This is a genomic window from Streptomyces tagetis (assembly GCF_018069565.1).
Classification (GTDB): domain Bacteria; phylum Actinomycetota; class Actinomycetes; order Streptomycetales; family Streptomycetaceae; genus Streptomyces; species Streptomyces tagetis.
The window spans coordinates 312317-329238 of sequence record NZ_JAGPNL010000006.1 but is presented as its reverse complement, the minus strand read 5'-3'; the positions used below and the strand labels follow the sequence as shown (position 1 = coordinate 329238).

General features: G+C 76.2%; 14 protein-coding genes and 1 tRNA gene. 7 read left to right on the top strand and 8 right to left on the bottom strand.

Annotated elements, in window-relative coordinates; all coding sequences use genetic code 11:
* Positions 1–275 precede the first annotated feature (275 nt).
* The 3 genes from J5Y05_RS22310 to J5Y05_RS22300 all read right to left on the bottom strand — a co-directional run bounded on the left by J5Y05_RS22310 (position 276) and on the right by J5Y05_RS22300 (position 4862).
* Positions 276–752 (bottom strand): single-stranded DNA-binding protein, encoded by a 477-nt coding sequence (locus tag J5Y05_RS22310; RefSeq protein WP_210874814.1) that lies wholly within the window; start codon positions 750–752, stop codon positions 276–278.
* A gap of 282 nt (positions 753–1034) precedes the next feature.
* Positions 1035–2747 carry a GTPase gene (locus tag J5Y05_RS22305; RefSeq protein WP_307854036.1) on the bottom strand — a complete coding sequence of 571 codons (1713 nt, stop codon included), beginning with the start codon at positions 2745–2747 and terminating at the stop codon, positions 1035–1037.
* Positions 2748–3254: 507 nt separating this feature from the next.
* Positions 3255–4862 (bottom strand): dynamin family protein, encoded by a 1608-nt coding sequence (locus tag J5Y05_RS22300; protein WP_210874812.1) that lies wholly within the window; start codon positions 4860–4862, stop codon positions 3255–3257.
* 321 nt (positions 4863–5183) lie between these two features.
* Between J5Y05_RS22300 and J5Y05_RS22295 the strand changes: the two genes are divergently transcribed.
* Positions 5184–5256 (top strand) — tRNA-Arg (locus J5Y05_RS22295).
* 294 nt (positions 5257–5550) lie between these two features.
* On the opposite strand, the gene J5Y05_RS22290 is transcribed toward J5Y05_RS22295, so the two are convergent.
* On the bottom strand, positions 5551–6819 hold the full coding sequence (locus J5Y05_RS22290; RefSeq protein ID WP_210874811.1) for an NAD(P)/FAD-dependent oxidoreductase: 1269 nt from the start codon (positions 6817–6819) through the stop codon (positions 5551–5553).
* Positions 6820–7021: 202 nt separating this feature from the next.
* On the opposite strand from J5Y05_RS22290, the gene J5Y05_RS32485 reads away from it, so the two are divergent.
* From J5Y05_RS32485 to J5Y05_RS22270, 4 genes are all read left to right on the top strand, one after another.
* On the top strand, positions 7022–8647 hold the full coding sequence (locus J5Y05_RS32485) for a PucR family transcriptional regulator (protein WP_210874810.1): 1626 nt from the start codon (positions 7022–7024) through the stop codon (positions 8645–8647).
* 391 nt (positions 8648–9038) lie between these two features.
* Positions 9039–9908 carry a class II glutamine amidotransferase gene (locus J5Y05_RS22280; protein WP_210874809.1) on the top strand — a complete coding sequence of 290 codons (870 nt, stop codon included), beginning with the start codon at positions 9039–9041 and terminating at the stop codon, positions 9906–9908.
* Positions 9909–10038: 130 nt separating this feature from the next.
* Positions 10039–10998 (top strand): D-2-hydroxyacid dehydrogenase family protein, encoded by a 960-nt coding sequence (locus J5Y05_RS22275; protein ID WP_210874808.1) that lies wholly within the window; start codon positions 10039–10041, stop codon positions 10996–10998.
* Positions 10999–11270: 272 nt separating this feature from the next.
* Complete coding sequence (locus J5Y05_RS22270; RefSeq protein WP_210874807.1) at positions 11271–11552, top strand: chaplin; 282 nt, start codon at positions 11271–11273, stop codon at positions 11550–11552.
* Positions 11553–11635: 83 nt separating this feature from the next.
* Here J5Y05_RS22270 and J5Y05_RS22265 read toward each other — a convergent pair whose 3' ends face one another.
* The 4 genes from J5Y05_RS22265 to chpG form a co-directional block, all read right to left on the bottom strand.
* Positions 11636–12502: a tyrosinase family protein gene (locus J5Y05_RS22265; protein ID WP_210874806.1), complete on the bottom strand. Its 867-nt coding sequence runs from the start codon at positions 12500–12502 to the stop codon at positions 11636–11638.
* Positions 12486–13031 carry a tyrosinase family oxidase copper chaperone gene (locus J5Y05_RS22260; RefSeq protein WP_210874805.1) on the bottom strand — a complete coding sequence of 182 codons (546 nt, stop codon included), beginning with the start codon at positions 13029–13031 and terminating at the stop codon, positions 12486–12488. Before J5Y05_RS22260 ends, J5Y05_RS22265 begins: the two co-directional genes overlap by 17 nt.
* Positions 13032–13138: 107 nt before the next feature.
* Complete coding sequence (locus J5Y05_RS22255) at positions 13139–13420, bottom strand: hypothetical protein (protein WP_210874804.1); 282 nt, start codon at positions 13418–13420, stop codon at positions 13139–13141.
* Between the two features lie 235 nt (positions 13421–13655).
* Positions 13656–13895 carry a chaplin ChpG gene (chpG, locus tag J5Y05_RS22250; RefSeq protein WP_210874803.1) on the bottom strand — a complete coding sequence of 80 codons (240 nt, stop codon included), beginning with the start codon at positions 13893–13895 and terminating at the stop codon, positions 13656–13658.
* Positions 13896–14265: 370 nt separating this feature from the next.
* Between chpG and J5Y05_RS22245 the strand changes: the two genes are divergently transcribed.
* Both J5Y05_RS22245 and J5Y05_RS22240 read left to right on the top strand, forming a co-directional pair.
* Positions 14266–15504 (top strand): glycosyltransferase, encoded by a 1239-nt coding sequence (locus J5Y05_RS22245; RefSeq protein WP_210874802.1) that lies wholly within the window; start codon positions 14266–14268, stop codon positions 15502–15504.
* The gene (locus J5Y05_RS22240; protein WP_210874801.1) at positions 15501–16919 is read left to right on the top strand and encodes an exopolysaccharide biosynthesis polyprenyl glycosylphosphotransferase; all 1419 of its coding nucleotides are present in this window, start codon (positions 15501–15503) and stop codon (positions 16917–16919) included. The genes J5Y05_RS22245 and J5Y05_RS22240 overlap by 4 nt, the downstream gene beginning before the upstream one ends.
* Positions 16920–16922: the final 3 nt, after the last annotated feature.

Below are 16922 nucleotides of genomic sequence, written 5' to 3'. Positions count from 1 at the left end.
GCAGGACCCGTTGGTGTGGCGTGAACGGTCCCACCAGCGAAATCAGCAGCCCCACGGGGCATGTTCGGCATCCTAAGGACGTGGTGGAGCACGCCTGACGGGATGCACTTCCGAACGGTGATCCGAATCGCAATCGTTATCGCCGACGCGGTCGGCGAATTGGGCTTATCGACAAAACCACCCGACGCCGCCCCCGACTCGGCCACCCCACCCCGCCCCGCCCGGACCCCGGACCCCGCGCCCGCGCGCCGCGCTCCGTCGTCCCTCCCCCGGTGTCACGTCACCACGGCGGGCTCCGGTTCCGGTCCGCCGGAGGCCGGGGCGGCGGCCCCCTCCGGGGCCGGTGTCTCCCAGTCGGGCTCCGGCCGCTGGGGCGAAGGGCCCGCCGCCTCGGCCCGGTTGGTGCGCCGGAAGGCCGACGTGCCGCGCGCCAGATCGTGGCCGATGGCCACCGCGTCGATGTCCGCGGAGGTCCAGTTCTGGCCGTCGCGCACGTCGGTGCGGACCTTCAGCCGGCCCTGGACGACGACCGGTTCGCCCACCGACAGCGAGGCGGCGGCGTTGGTGGCGAGCTGGCGGCCGGCCCACACCGTGAAGAAGTTGGTGTGGCCGTCCGTCCAGCCGTTCTTCTCGCGGTCCCAGTAGCGGGCGGTGACGGCGAGCCGGAAGCGGGCCGACGCCCCGCTCGCCAGCTCCCGGTACACCGGCCGCGTCGCCACGTTGCCCACGGCGCAGATCATGGTCTCGTTCATCGCGGGTGGTCCCTCCCTCTCCGTACGGGCGCCCGGCCCGCACGGCTGCGGTCACGGCGGCGGCCCGGACCGGGCTGCCGCCCCTCGCGGCGACCGCGTCCCGTGCGATCGCCGTGGAGCCAGACTGCACCGGTCGCCGGAAGCCCGCCGGGGGCTGTGGGCAACCCGGCGTCTGTGGACAACTCCGTCACCCGGACGGGTGGGACCGCCCCCGGCACACCGCCCCCGCCCACGCCGCCCGCCGCCCGCCGCCCACAACCCCCAGATCGCAGCCCGCCCGCCTCACCCCATGGCCGCGCCCACCCCCGTGACCCGCGCGTACTGCTCCCGTACCTCCCGGTACCGCAGCAGCTCCGCCGCCAGCGGGTCCAGCACCCGCGCCCGGCCGCAGCCCGCGGCGGCCTCCCGCAAGCGGCGTTCCGCCTCCTGCCCGTAGCGCCGGGCCGGGCCGCGGGCCGCCATGCGGCAGCTCCACTCGATGAGCGGGCCGCCGACGATGCCGGCCAGCATCAGCAGCACCGGCACGCCCAGGTTCGGCGCCAGGACGCCGAGGATCTGGCCGAGCAGCCACAGGCCGCCCACCACCTGCAACAGGGTCATCGACGCCTGCGCCAGCACCGCCACCGGCCACCACCCGGGCCGCGGCGGGCGTCCCGGCGGCGGACCGGGACGCCCGGTCAGCTCGTCCAGCGCCCGCGGCAGTTCCTCGGCGCCGCGCAGGGCCGCCTCGCGCAGCGCCTGCGCCCAGGGCGCGGGCAGTCCGGCCGAGGCCCGCTCGGCCACCGTGTGCACCGCCTGCTCGACGCGCTGGCGCGCGGTGGCCTCCTCGTCCGCCGGGGCGCGCGGCACGGAGCGCGCGGCGACCGGTCCGCGCCGGTCGCGCGACCAGCGCCACAACCGGAGCCAGGGTGTGCCGCAGGCGCGGTTGGCGTTGCGGAGCCAGGCGCGTTCGGCGGCCTCTCCGGCCGCGGTGGCGCCGACGGCGTCCGCGAGCCGGTCCGCGAACTCGTCCCGCGCCTCCTCGCTGAGCCCGGCCCGCCGCCCGGTGACGTACACGGGCCGCAGGCGCGCGGCGGCGGCGTCCACGTCGGCGGCGATCCGGCGGGCCGGGGCCTGCCGTTCGGCGACGAACCGGCCGAGCGCCTCGCGCAGTTCCCCCACGCCTTCGCCGGTGAGCGCGGACAGGGCGAGGACGGTCGCGCCGGGCTCGTCGTACTCGCCGAGCGCGATGCCGTCCTCGTCGAGCAGGCGCCGCAGGTCGTCGAGGACCTGTTCGGCGGCGTCGCCGGGCAGCCGGTCGACCTGGTTGAGGACGATGAAGGTGACCTCGGCGTGGCCCGCCATCGGCCGCAGGTAGCGCTCGTGCAGGACGGCGTCGGCGTACTTCTCCGGGTCGACGACCCAGACGACGGCGTCGACCAGGCCGAGGACGCGGTCGACCTGGGCGCGGTGCTGTACGGCCGCCGAGTCGTGGTCGGGCAGGTCGATGAGGACGAGCCCGCGCAGGGACGCGTCGGTGTCGGAGTGCGGGACGGGGCGCCGCCGGAGCCGGCCGGGGATGTCGAGCCGGTCCAGGAGGCCGGCCGCGCCGTCGCTCCAACTGCACGCGATGGGCGCGGAGGTGGTGGGGCGGCGGACGCCGGTCTCGGAGATGGTGACGCCCGCGAGGGTGTTGAAGAGCTGGGACTTGCCGCTGCCGGTGGCGCCCGCGATGGCGACGACGGTGTGCTGTCCGGAGAGCCTGCGCCGAGCGGACGCCTCGTCGAGGACGCGGCCCGCCTCGGCGAGGGTGCCGCCGTCGAGCCGGGCGCGGGAGAGGCCGACCAGTTCGCGCAGCGCGTCGAGGCGGGAGCGGAGGTGTCCGTCGTACGCCAGGGGCATCAGCGGCGGGGCGGAGGCGGACCGGCCCGTCCCGGTGGGGTGGCGGTCGGCTCCGGCCGCGTAGCGGTCCTGACCGGCCGCGTAACGGTCCGTCCCGGTCGGGAACGGCTCCACACCGGCGGGGAATCGTTCCCCCCGTACGGTGCTCTCGGCGGCGCGGCGTGCGATGAGCCCGTCGTCCCAGGCGCCGTCCTCGCCGCGCGCCAGGGAGTGCCCCGGCTCGTCCTCCTCCTCGGCCTCGCCCTCGTCCGCCCCGGCGGGCTCCGACGTCCACCCGGCGGCGCCGGACCCGCCGCGCGACCCGCCGTGAGTCCCACGCGACCCGCCATGAGATCCACCGCGAGACTCGCCGCGAGACCCGGCGTGAGTCCCGGCGTGAGTCCCGCCGCGAGCCGCTCCGTCCGCCTCGGCGGCGTCCTCGCGGCGGGCGCCGCGGTGCTCCTCGCCCGAGCCGGCCGTGGGGGCGCCCCCGGAGGCGGCCACGGAGCCGCCCGCGGGCCGTTCCCCGCCCCCGGCTCCCCCGGCGGGCGCCGGGGGCGTCCCCTCCCCCGGCGTCCCCGGGGCGGGCCGGCCGCCTCGCGCGCGGTCGGTGGGGTCCTGGTCAGTGACGGCGGTCACCGGTCACCTCTCCTTCTGCAGTACGGACAGCGCGGCGATCAGCTCTGCCTGCGGCTCGGGGTGGACCTCCAGCGCGTCGAGCGGGGCCAGGCGCAGTTCGCGTTCGTCCTGGACGACCCGGTCCACGCACTCGGTGAGCAGCCGTCCGCCCCGGTCGCGCAGGCGCAGCGCCCCGTGGGCGCCGATCCGCTCGGCGAGCCGCTCCCCCGCGCTGCGCGCCCGGCGCCCGCCCAGCAGCACGGTGGCGACGAGGGCGGCGACGGTCTCCGGGTCGGGTGCCGTGTTCCGGTCCAGCTCGCCCACCTCCTCCTCGGCGTACTCCTCCAGCTCGCGCCGCCAGCGCCGTACGGCCATGCCGATGCGGTGTTCGGCGGTGTCCGGCGCGGGGTCGCGGCCGGCCAGTTCGGGGGCGTGGGCGGCGGGTTCGCGGCGCCAGGCCCGGCGCACGCGCTCGTCGGCGGTGGTGACGGCGCACAGCAGGAGCGTGCTCAGGCTCTCGACGAGGGAGTCGAGCAGCTCCGCGGGGGCGCAGTCGAGGGGGAAGGCCCGCCACCGCTTGAGCGCGTCCCCGGCGAGGACGGCCCCCGCCTGGAGGCGGCCCCGCACGCGCGCGTGCTCATCGTCGTACGCGCCCTCCACTGCCGTGGTGAGCCGCAGCGCGGCGGCGTACTGCGCGGCGGCGGCGCCCGCCAGTTCGGGCATCCGGGCCTTGAGGGAGTCGAGGATGCCGTGGGCGGTACGGGCCATGGCGCCGTGCCGGGCGTCGAGGTCGTGCGCCCGGTGGACGAGCCAGTCGCGCAGCGGTGCCACGGCGGAGGCCGGCAGCAGTCCGCCGCCCCACGCCGACTCGGGCAGCTCCGGCACGGTGAAGCGGGGCACCTCGCCGAGCCCGGCCTTGGTCAGCAGTGCCGCGTACTGCCGGGACACCTCGCCCACCACCTGGTGGGGCACCCGGTCGAGCACGGTGACGAGGGTGGCGTCGTACTCCTTGGCGGTGCGCAGCAGGTGCCAGGGGACGGCGTCGGCGTAGCGGGCGGCGGTGGTGACCATCACCCAGATGTCGGCGGCGCAGATCAGCTCGGCGGCCAGGACGCGGTTGCCGGCGACCAGGGAGTCGACGTCGGGCGCGTCGAGGAGGGCGAGGCCGGGCGGGAGGGTGTCGGCGGTCTCGACGCGCAGGACGCGTTCGGGGTCCTCGCCGGGCAGGAGCAGGTCGTCGTCGGTGTCCCGCCGGGGCGCCCACACGCGCGTGAGGTCGGGCAGCACCCGCATGCCGCTGAACCAGTGGTGGTCCTCCGGATGGCAGACCAGGACCGGGGTGCGCGTCGTGGGCCGCAGGACACCGGCCTCGCTGACCCGGCGCCCGACGAGCGAGTTCACCAGGGTGGACTTTCCGGCGCCGGTGGAGCCGCCCACCACGACGAGCAGCGGCGCCTCGGGGTCCCTCAGACGGGGGACGAGGTAGTCGTCGAGCTGGGCGAGCAGTTCGTCGCGGTTGGCACGCGCGCGTGGCGCGCCCGGCAGGGGCAGCGGGAAGCGTGCGGCCGCCACACGGTCGCGCAGGGCGGAGAGTGCGTCGATCAACTGAGGCCGTACGTCCAAGGTCACCACATGGGAAGAATGCCCAATTTTAGGGGAATTCTGAAGCATATGCGCATGCCTGCGCGCCGACCGGACTCAAGGGACGTATGGGACAACTGGTACAGGAGGACAGTCCAGGCATAACGAGTGGACAACACCCGATGCGCGAGAGGGTAAAAGCGGTGCACGATTCGTACCTGCCTGCGATTATCAGGACCGCTTCACCGAACCTCCACATCGAGCCACGGAGGCGAAGCAACAGGGACAAGGAGCCGGGAGCCCTATCCTTGTCCCCGGCGTCGTCACGGACCGGCCCCCACCAGGGCACCACGGCACCGACGGCCCTTCCAGGCCCCCGTAGCTCAGTGGATAGAGCAGGCGCCTTCTAAGCGCTTGGCCGCAGGTTCGAGTCCTGCCGGGGGCGCAAAACTCATATGACCAGCGGAAACGCTGGTCATTTTTCTTTAGGGCCCGATACGGCCCGATACGGATCGCCGTGAGACCAAGCGCTTCGGCGCGGGCGGGGGCTTTTCCGTGTGGCGGGAACAGGGGGCGTTCGTCCGTTCCCGGGCGGCGGGCTTCGCCGCGTGCGGAACAGGGTGTTTTCAGCCGTCCCCGGCCTCCCCGGCCCCGGCGGGGACCCGGTCCGGCGACGCCGGAGCCCCCGGTGACCAGGGGCGGAAGGGGTGGTCACCGGGGGCTCGGCAGCGGGGTGCGGTCAGCGCAGCGGGTCGAAGGGGGACAGCTCCGCCGGGCGGCGGCCCGTCGTGATGGTCTCGGCGAGCAGGCTGCCGGTGGCGGGGCCGAGGGTGACGCCCCACATGCCGTGACCGCCGGCCGCGTAGACCCGCGGGGAACGGGTGGCGCCGATCAGCGGCAGGCCGTCGGTGGTGCACGGGCGGGAGCCGACCCACTCGTCCTGCCGGGCGTCGAGGTCGGCGCCGCGCAGCAGCGGGCGGGCGGCCTCGGCGATGGCGTGCACCCGGCGCCGGTCCAGGGCCGCCTCCGGCTTGCGGAACTCCATCATCCCGGCGACGCGCAGCCGGTCCCCGAGGGGCGTGCAGGCGACGCGCTGGGCGGGGAAGTAGACCGGGCCCGAGGGCACGTTCTCGACCGGGACGCTGAAGCTGTAGCCGCGGCCCGCCTGCACCAGGGCGCGGACGCCGAACTTGCGGGACAGGCGGCCGAGCCAGGCGCCCGTCGCCACGACCACGGCGTCGTGCCGCTCGCCGCCCGCGCCGGCGGTGACGACCACGACACCGGTGCCGGTGTCCCGTACGTCGGTGATCTCCGTGCCCTCCTTGATCACACCGCCGCGGGCGCGGACCGCGTCGGCCAGGGAGTGCACGTACGCGCCCGGGTCGATGTAGCGCTGGCCGTGCAGCCGGATGGCGGCGCCGATCTCGTCGGACAGGGACGGCTCGATGCCCCGGGCCTCGTCACCGTCGAGGACGTCGAACTCCATGGACTGGCCGGCGGCGTGGATCTGCTCCAGCTCCTCCAGCAGCACCCGGCGCTCGGTGGGCGTGCGGTAGGCCGCGAGGAAGGACTTCGCGTCCAGGGTGGGGGCCTCGACGCCGCCCTCGGCGAGGAGGTCGAAGCTGGGCAGCGCCAGGCTGTTGATGGGGACCAGCGAGCGCATCGACCGCAGCCACTGGAGCGCGGTGCTGTGGCGGGCGAACCCGGCGAGGAAGCGCAGCAGCTTCGGGTCGGCGCTCGGCGGGACGTACACCGGGGAGGACGGGCTCAGCACGGCCCGCACCCCGTAGGTGAGGACGGCGGGCTCGGGCAGCGGCGTGGCGAGGCCGGGGGTGAGCCAGCCGGCGTTGCCCCACGACGACCCGGCGGCGACCCCGTCGCGGTCGTAGACGGTGACCTCGACGCCACGCTCCTGGAGGAACCAGGCGGTGGAGAGGCCGACCATGCCCGCGCCGACGATGGCGACGCGGCTCGGGGCGGAGGTGGGCGAGTGGGGGTGGGCAGCCATGCGGAACCTCTTCATCCAGGGCGGTGATGCCTCCGACGATGGTGAGGCCGCCCGGCGGCGTTGTCTTTGTGCCGTACGGACAATCAGCGCACTGATGATGGTGGGGACGCGACCATGCACAGGAGAGACAATGGGCTCATGAGTACAGGGACCCTGGACACATGAGCACCCGCACCGCCCGCCGCGCCCCGGGAGGCCGGCCGTGATCACCGTGACCGACCTGGTGGACGCGCTCGGCGCCGGCCTGCTGCGGACGGTCGTCGCGGCGGGCAACGCCGGCGTGCACGACGTCGCCCTCGCCGAACCCGGCGACACCACCGGCCAGCCCGGGGAACTCGTCCTCGGGGTCGGCGTCGCCGACCGGGCCGGCGCCCTCGCCCTGCTGGAGCGGACCGCGCCCGCCGCCGGTCTCGTCCTCAAGGGGCCGGTCGCCCGGGACCCGCAGGTCACCCGCGCCGTACGCGCCCTGGGCGGCCCCGCCCTCGTCGAACTGCGCCCGCACACCTCCTGGGCGCACGTCGTCTGGCTGCTCCGGGGGGTCATCGACCGGGCCTCCGCGCCCGCCGCCGGCGCGCTCGGCACCCCCGGCGCCCACAGCGACCTGTTCGCCCTGGCCGACGCCGCGGCCGAGATCATCGACGCGCCCGTGACGGTGGAGGACGCGCAGTCCCGGGTCCTCGCCTACTCGGCCCGGCAGGACAGCACCGACCCGGCGCGGGTCTCCACCATCGTGGGCCGCCGTGTCCCCGCCGAGACGCTGACCCACTTCCGGGCCACCGGTGTCTTCCGCCGGCTGGCCCGCTCCAGCGACCCCATCTGGACCCCGGCCGGCCCGGACGGCATCCTGCCCCGGCTGATCATCCCGGTGCGGGCGGGCGGCGAGTGGCTCGGCTCGATCTGGGCCGTGGTGAAGTCGCCGGTCCCCGAGGACCGCATCCGCGAGCTGAGCGCCGTCGCCCCCGTCCTCGCCCTGCACCTGCTGCGGCTGCGCGCCGAGGCCGGTATCGCGCGGCGGGTGTCGGCCGGGCAGTTGCGGGCCGCCCTGCGCGAGGGCTCCGTCCCCGACGGGGGTCCGGGCGGCACCATCACGCTGCCCGAGGGGCCCCTGCGGGTGGTGGCCTTCGGCGCGTCGCCGCGCGGCACGGACGACGTACGCCGGCAACTGGACCTGTGGGAGTCGGTCGCCCACCGCTTCGGCTGGCACCAGCCGCTCCTGGCCGACCTCGACGGGCTGCTGTGCGGCGTGGTCGCCGACGCGGGGCGGGGCGGGCGGCGGGGCGCCGGGGGCCGGGCCGAGGCGGGCGGCGTCGACTGGCTGCGGCACGTGCTCGCCGAGACCCGGTCGCACGAGGCCGGTCTGTACGCCGTGGCCGGCCGGCCCGCCCACTCCCCCGAGGAACTGCCGCGCTCCCTCGCGGAGGCCGCCGAACTGCACCGGCTGGTCGGCGCCGGGCGGCTGTCCCTCCCGCCCGGCGCGGGGATCGTGCTGATGGAGGAGGTCTGGGACGCCGTCGTGGTGGAGCGCGCCCAGGCGGCCGTCGGGAACGACACCTGGCGGCTCGGCGGCCCGCTCGCCGCGCTCCGCGCCCACGACGAGGAGCACGGCACGCCGTACGTCACCACCCTCGCCGCCTGGATCGACCACTACGGCGATCCGCAGGCCGCCGCCCGGCACCTGCGCGTCCACGCCAACACGCTCCGCTACCGGCTGCGCAAGCTGGAGGAGACCGCCTCGCTCGACCTCACCTCCCCGCGCATGCGGCTGGCGCTGCGGCTCCAGCTCCTGGCGCTGGGCGAGGCGCCCCCACCGGACGGGCCCCGGCCCTGAGGAGGCCGGTATCGCGGGGAAGCCCCACCGGTCGTGCCCAGGGCTTCCCACCGGACGGGCCCCAGCCCTGAGGAGGCCGGTATCCCGGGGCAGGCAGCCCCACCGGTCGTGCCTCGGGCCCCGCACCGGCCCCGACTCCGCCGAGTACGCCGGTGCCCCCAGGCCCCCGCCCACCGGCCCGCCGGTTGGCCCCCGACCCCCCAGGCCCCACCCCCGCCTGGCCCCAGACCCCCGAGCCCCCGCCCCCGGTTCGCGCCCCCGCCCCGGGGAACCCGGGGACCGCCGCCGGACCGGCGCCCCGCGACCGGGTCCGCGCCCCCCTGCACCCGGTGGCACCCGGTGATGTCCGGTGACACCCGGTGGCACGCCCCGACGACCCGTGGAGGGACCGATGTGCCGTCTGTTCGGACTCGGCAGCGCGCCCCGGCGCACCCGCGCCACCTTCTGGCTGCTGGACGCCCCCGACAGCCTCGCCCGGCAGAGCCACCGCGACCCCGACGGCACCGGCCTCGGCTACTTCGCCGCGGACGGCACCCCGCGCACCGAGAAGGCGCCCATCGCCGCCTTCCGGGACCGCGCGTTCGCCGAGGACGCCCGGGAGGTCGAGTCGGCCACCTTCCTCGCCCACGTACGGTTCGCCTCGACCGGCGGGCTGGAGGCCCGCAACACCCACCCCTTCGAGCAGGAGGGGCGGCTCTTCGCGCACAACGGGGTCGTCGAGGACCTGGCCGCGCTCGACGACCACCTCGGCGCCGACCGCTCGCTGGTCCGGGGCGACACCGACTCGGAGCGGTTCTTCGCCCTCGTCACCCGGGAGACCCGCGAGGCCGGCGGCGACGTCACCGCCGGCCTCACCCGGGCCGCCCGCTGGATCGCCGCCCACCTGCCCGTCTACGCCCTCAACCTGATCCTCGTCACCCCCGGCGAACTGTGGGCGCTGCGCTATCCGGACACCCACGAGCTGTACGTCCTCGACCGTCCGGCGGGCGGTCTCCACGGCGACCGGCACCTCGACCACAGCGGCAGCGAGGGGCGGATGCGGGTCCACTCCGAGGACCTGGCCGGCCGGCCCTCGGCCGTCGTGGCGAGCGAGCGCATGGACGACCACCCGGGCTGGCGCCCCCTGGAGCCGGGCGAACTGCTCCACGTCGCCCCCGGCCCGCGCCCGACCCGCCGGCTCGTCCTGCCCGATCCGCCGGCCCGCCCCCTCACCCTCGACGACCTGCGCCCCGACGCCGCCGCCTCCCAGCAGGCCGCCTAGCGGGCGCACCCGACCACCGCCGGGGTGCGCCGGAGCCCACGGGATAGAGTGTGCGCCCCTCCCGGTGCCCGGCCGCGGGCGCGGTCCCGCCGGGCGCCGGCCGGACGTGAGGCGGAAGGAAGTGGTCCGTGTGCGACTGCGGTGTGCGGTGCTCGACGACTTTCAGCGGGTGGCCCGGGAGAGCGCCGACTGGTCGCCGCTGGCCGAGGCCGTCGAGGTCGTCTCGTACGACCGGCACCTCGACGACGAGGACGCCCTCGCCGAGGCGCTGGCGGACGTCGACATCGTGGTCACCCTGCGCGAACGCGTCGCGTTCCCCGGCTCCCTGATCGCCCGTCTGCCGCGGCTGCGGCTGATCGTCGCCTCCGGCATGCGCAACGGCGTCATCGACTACGCCGCCGCCGAGGCGCACGGCGTCACCGTCTGCGGCACGGACTCCGCCGTCACCCCCGCCGCCGAACTGACCTGGGCGCTGCTGCTCGGGCTGGCCCGCGGCATCGTCGAGGAGAGCACCGCCCTGCGTACCGGCGGGCCCTGGCAGCAGACGGTGGGCGCCGATCTCCACGGCCGCCGGCTCGGGCTGCTGGGCCTCGGCCGGATCGGCGCCCAGGTGGCCCGGGTCGGCCTCGCCTTCGGCATGCGCGTCAGCGCCTGGAGCGCGAACCTCACCCGGGAGCGCGCCGACGAGATCGGCGTCGGCCTCGCCGCCTCCAAGGAGGAGCTGCTCTCCACCGCCGACTTCGTCTCCGTCCACCTCGTGCTCGGGGACCGCACCCGCGGTCTGCTCGGCCCCGCCGAACTGGCCCTGCTCAAGCCGACCGCCTACCTCGTCAACACCTCCCGCGCCGCCATCGTCGACCAGGAGGCGCTGCTCGCCGCGGTGCGCGAGGGCCGGATCGCCGGGGCCGGGGTGGACGTGTTCGACATCGAGCCGCTGCCCGCGGACCACCCGATGCGCACCGCGCCGCGCCTGCTGGCCACCCCGCACCTCGGCTACGTCTCGCGGTCCAACTACGCCACGTACTACGGGCAGGCGGTCGAGGCGATCCAGGCGTACCTGGCGGGCTCCCCGGTACGACGCCTGCCGTGACCGCCCGTCTGCCCTGACCCCTCGGCTGCCCTGGCCCCCGGCTGTCCTGACCCCCCGCCCGCACGGCCCAGCGACGGCCCCACCGGCCCCGCGACGGCCTCACCGGCCCCACCCTCCCCACCGGTCGCCGGCCCGGCCGTACCACATCGCCGTCGTTCAAAAAGGGTGATCCTCACATTCCCCCCGTGACCGTGTTCGACCTGGCGCGTTGAACCGGCAGTGCGGCGGCGCGTTCCTGCCGTCGCGCTCCCCCGAGTCAGAAGGAGAACGTGATGTCTCGCATCGCGAAGGCTGCCGGTGTCGCTCTCGGTGCCGGCGCCGTGGTGCTCAGCGGCACCGGCCTGGCCATGGCGGACGCGGGCGCCCAGGGCGCGGCCGTGGGCTCGCCGGGCGTGCTGTCGGGCAACGTCGTCCAGGTCCCGGTCAACATCCCGGTCAACCTGTGCGGCAACACCATCGACGTGGTCGGCCTGCTGAACCCGGCCTTCGGCAACACCTGCGTCAACGACGGTGGCGGTCACGGCGGCCACGCCGGTGGCGGCTACGGCGGCTGAAGCCCCCGGACGCACGAAGAGCCCCGGCCGCGCCCTGCCCGGCCGGGGCTCTTCCCGTGCGCGCCCGCGCCGCCCGACGAGCCTCAGGCGTACCGGTAGATCGCGCTGTGGTCGTCGAGCTGGTCCGGCGTGACGTCCCACGGGGGCATCCGCTCGTGCCGGGCGACGACCCGGCCGCGCTGGGCGTTGCCGAGGCCGGGCGGCTCGGCGGGCAGGTAGCGGCTGTCGCGGTGCCGGGCCTGCCACCGCGACCACTGGAGGTCGACGAAGGCGTGGACCAGCCAGAACACCGGGTCGTTGACCGAGGCACCGCCCACCATGGCGCCGCCGACCCAGCGGTGCACCCGGTTGTGGTTGCGCCACGAGGCGGCGCCGCGCCCCGGGCCCCATCCCTCCAGCTTGTTGCGGAAGCCCTTGCTCACCGTCGAGTCCCACGGCGCGGTGTCGTACACCGGGTCGTCCAGCGCCCACTTCAGGTCGCTCGCGGTCGGCAGGGTGATCGGGTCGGCGCTGCGGCCGAGGTCCCGGGTGAGGTAGGCGATGTCGGTGACGTTGACCCGGATCGGCCACGCGCCGCCGTCGTAGGCGAACGGCCCGGCGGTCACCCGGTGGTCGCCGCCGCGCCCGGTGCCGCCGAGGAGGTCGGCGGTCCAGGGGGAGGCGGTGGCGGAGCGGTCCTTCGTCCAGTCCCAGTACGGCACGGTCACCGAGGGGTCGACACGGCGCAGCGCCTGCTCCAGGTCGAGCAGGAAACGCCGGTGCCAGGGCAGGAAGGACGGCGCCATGTGGGCGGCGCGCAGCCCCTTCTCGCCGTCGGCGACGTAGTACTCGATGTGGGTGCGGACGAACTCGTCGTACTCGCCGCGCCGTTTGACCTCCAGCAGCGCGTCGACGAAGCGCCGCTTCTCAGTGCGGGTCAGTGTGGTGACGTCCTTACGGGTGTACGCCATGGCGCCCCCTCCTGAGATCGTGGCCGCCGTCGCCGTGCGTGGCCGGGAGCAGGTGCTCGCGGGGGCCGAGTTCGTCGACCGCGCCGCGCGCCGCTTCGAGCGGGGTGGGGTACGACCCGTAGTGGTCGACCATGCTCATCCAGGTGCCGTCGGCACGGCGCATCAGGTGCAGCGGCCTGCCGTCGACGGTGACGTGCCAGGTGTCGTCGCCGCCGAGGGCCCGGCCGTCGGTGGTCCGGACGCCGCGGATACGGCGCCCCCGGTAGGTCTCCTCGAAGGCGGCGGCCTCGACCGGTCCGCCCGGCGCCGGTGCGGGGCGCGGGGGCCGGGTGGGGTCCGGGGCCCGGGAGGGTCCGGCCTCCCCGGGGGGCCGGGAGGCGGCGACCAGGGGGGCCAGGGTGACGGCGACGGCCGGGGCGATCAGGCCCCGGAGCAGGTGTCGCCGGGTGCGGCGCCCGGGGCCGGGTCTCGCGGGCTCCGCCGATTCCCGCCGTGCGCCGTCGGGCGCTCCCTCAGCGTTGACGATCATGGCTTGCTCCTCGTCCGGTTCGGTGTTCCGGTGCACCAACCGGACGTGGGGCCCCACGGTCACTCCGCGCAGGGCCACTTGGAGCAGGAGGGCCGCCCTTCTCGGGGTCAGCCGCCGAGGGGGAGGCCGCCGAGGAGGCCGCCGCCGGCGTTGAGCGCGGTGGTGGCGCCGTTCACCGTGTGCAGGACGGAGTCCTCGTTCTCGGTGTCGAGCGCGTTCGACTGGTGCTTGAGCGGCATCACGTCGATCGGGCCCTTGGTGAGCGAGTTCACGGCGCCGTTGAGGCTGGTGGGCGCGAGGTCGGCGGTGTCGTAGGCGAACGCGGGCGCGGCGGCTCCGGCGGCGACGAGGGAACCGGCAACGACGGCGGCGGCCTTCAGGGACTTCATCGCGTGATCCTTTCTTCGGCGGCGCAGGTCACCGCGGGGAATGCTGACACCGTGGTCAACGATCACCACGGGAAGCGGCAACTCCATGGTGCGGAAGACATATGAGATTCCCGGCCGACCGGTCGTCCGGAGGGGTGCGGGGAGGGGGAGAGCGCGCCCCCGCGCACACGCGAACCGGCCGCCCGTTCGCGGGGGAACCGCGGTACGGACGGCCGGCGCACGGCGTCGAGCGACGTCAGTCGTTCACGCACACGTTGCCGAACGCCGGGTTCAGCAGGCCGATGACGTCGATGGTGTTGCCGCAGACGTTGACCGGGATGTGGACCGGAACCTGCAGCACGTTGCCGGACAGGACGCCCGGGGAGTGGGCGGCGGCGGCCTGCGCGCCGCTGTCGGCAGCGGCGACACCGGCGGTGCCCGCCACCGCGGCGGCGGCGACGGAGGTCAGGGCCAGGCCCTTCGCGATACGCGACATGGAGAGGTGCTCCTTGGGGTTGACACAAACATCCGGGCGGGTGCCCGGCACGGTGTCAACGCGCCGCGGCGCCCCGAGTTCTGCCGCCAAAGGAGTGATCTGCCGGAACCCGGCGTTCACGAATCCAACACACTTGTCTGCTTTCAACCGTTTCATACGGATACCGGATAGAGTCCCTCAGCAGTCGACGGGGCCCCGCACCCCCGCGGGCCACCGGCCGAGGGCGCTGTCGCACACATGAACCCACAGCCTCCGCGCACCCGGCCGCGCCCCGGACCCCCCTCACCACGCGTCACCCCCGTCTGATTCCCCCACCCCTCAGCAGCTCCGAAGGTCACGGACGCTCCGCACGTTCCGAAAGGGCATCCGTATGCGCCTGTCACCGCCCGCCCGCGGTACGGGAGTTCTCCATGTCACCCAGCCGGTGGACGGCGGGGTCGCCCGGGTCGTGACGGACCTGACGCGCGATCAGGCCGGCCGCGGGCTGCGGGTCGAGGTGGCCTGCCCCGAGGGCCGCCTCGCCGCCGAACTCCGGTCGCTGGGCGCCCGGGTGCACCCCTGGCCGGCGACCCGCTCCCTGGGCCCCGCGCTCGCCGGGGAGGTGCGCCGGCTCACCCGGATCGTCGGGGAGGCCCGGCCCGACCTCGTCCACGCGCACAGCGCCAAGGCCGGTCTCGCCGGCCGGCTCGCGCTGCGCGGGCGCGTCCCGACCGTGTTCCAGCCGCACGCCTGGTCGTTCGAGGCGGTCGACGGGCGGACCGCCGCCCTGGCGCGCGAGTGGGAGCGGTGGGCGGCGCGCTGGACGGCGCGGACGGTGTGCGTGAGCGAGGCGGAGCGGCGGCGCGGCGAACGGGCGGGTGTCCGCGGCCCCTGGTCGGTCGTGCCCAACGGCGTCGACACCGACCGCTTCCGCCCCGCCCCCGAGACCGGCGCCCGCGGCGGCGGCACCGGCGCCGAGCCCCCGGCCGGCCCCGCCCCGGCCCGCCTCGCGCCGGGCGGCCCGCTGGTGGTCTGCGTGGGACGGCTGTGCCGGCAGAAGGGCCAGGACGTGCTGCTGGCCGCCTGGCGGCGGGTGAGCGCCCGGCTGCCCGGGGCCCGGCTGGCGCTGGTCGGCGACGGCCCGGAGCGGGCCCGGCTCGCCGAAGCCGCCCCCGCCTCCGTGCTCTTCGCCGGGAACGCCCCCGACCCCCTCCCCTGGTACCGGGCCGCCGATCTGGTCGTCCTGCCCTCGCGCTGGGAGGGGATGGCGCTGGCCCCGCTGGAGGCGCTGGCCTGCGGCCGGCCCGTGGTCGTCACCGACGTGGACGGCGCCCGCGAGTCCCTGCCCGCCGCCCTCGCCCCGTACGGCCTGGTGCCCGCGGGGGACCCGGCCGCGCTGGCCGGCGCGGTGACCGCGCTGCTCGCGGACGCCCCGCTGCTCGCCGCGCTGGGCCGCGCGGGACGGGAGCACGTCCTTGCCACGCACGACGTACGGCACACCGCGCGGTCCGTCGCCGCGGTGTACCGCGAGGTCCTGGACGGCCCGGCCCCGACGGAGCGGGTCCCGTCCGGCGGGGCCGCGCACCGGCCGTCCGTGTCCACCGACTCCAGGGAGGCCGTCTCCTCGTGACCGCGGAAAGCACCGTCCCCACGCCCGCGGGGCAACCGGGCGACCTCGGCTCCGTCGCGGTACTGGAGCCGCGCGCCGGCACCGGTGTCCCGTTGCCCGCCCGGCCGCCGGCGCCCCGCCCCTCCTCCCTCGTACCGCTGCTCGTCGTGGACGGCGCGGCGGCGCTGGCGGGCTCCCTGATGCTCGGCGGCGTCCCGCACCGGCCGCTGCTGACCGGGCTGCTGGCCGGCGCCGCGCTGCTGCCGGGCCCCCGGCCGCGCCGCCGGCTCCCCGGCGTACTGGACGAACTGCCCGCGCTCAGCGGCCGGATCGCGGTGGTGTGGCTGACGCTCGCCGCGCTGGTGGCGGCGTGCTCCCCGCCGCACGCGCTGTCCGCCGCGACCCTGCTGGGCGGCTTCCTGCTGCACACGGCGGCGGTCTGCGCCGGGCGGGGCGCCCTGCACCGGCGGCGGCGCGCGGCGCTGCTGAACCGGCCGCGGGCCGCCCTGGTCGTGGGGCCGGCCGCCGCCGCGCAGCGGGTGGCCGCCGCCGTGCTGCGGCATCCGCGGTGCGGGGTGCGGCCGGTGGGGGTGGTCGCCGAGGAGGCGGACGCCGCCGCCGGGCTGCCGGTGCTGACCACGGGCGAGGAGGTACGGCGGGCGGTCGTGCAGAACGGCGTGCGCGATGTGCTGGCCGTGCGCCCGCCCCCGGGGGCCGGGCCCGGTCCCCTGCTGCGGGTGCTCACCGAGTCGGGGTGCGCGGTGTGGGAGCTGGAGGTGGACGGGCCCGCGCCCGCCCCGGGCGGCGACCGGCTCGCCGGTTTCCCCTGCCGCGCCCCCGCGCCGGGCCCCCGGGCGCCGGGCGGCGCCGGCAAGCGGGTGCTGGACGTGACCGTCTCCGGGGCCCTGCTGCTCCTGCTGAGCCCGCTGCTGCTGGTCTGCGCGGCGGCGCTGCGGCTGACCGGCGGGCCGGGCGTGGTGTTCCGGCAGGAGCGCGTCGGCCAGTACGGAAAGCCGTTCACGCTGCTGAAGTTCCGCACCCACCGCCCGGCCGACGAGCACGAGGCGGCGACCCGGTGGAGCGTGGCGGACGAGCGGCGGATGCCGTGGTTCTGCCGCTTTTTGCGCCGCACCTCCCTGGACGAGCTGCTGCAACTGTGGAACGTGCTGCGCGGCGACATGAGCCTGGTCGGCCCGCGCCCCGAACGCCCGTACTTCGTGGCCCAGTTCAGCGACGCCCACCCCGGTTACGCGGCCCGTCACCGGATGCCGGGCGGCATCACCGGGCTCGCCCAGGTGCAGGGGCTGCGCGGCGACACCTCGATCGAGGACCGGGCCCGCTTCGACAACGCGTACATCGACGACTGGTCGCTGTGGCAGGACGTGTGCATCCTGCTGCGCACGGCCGTCGCGCTGCTGCGTCCCACGGGGAGCTGACCC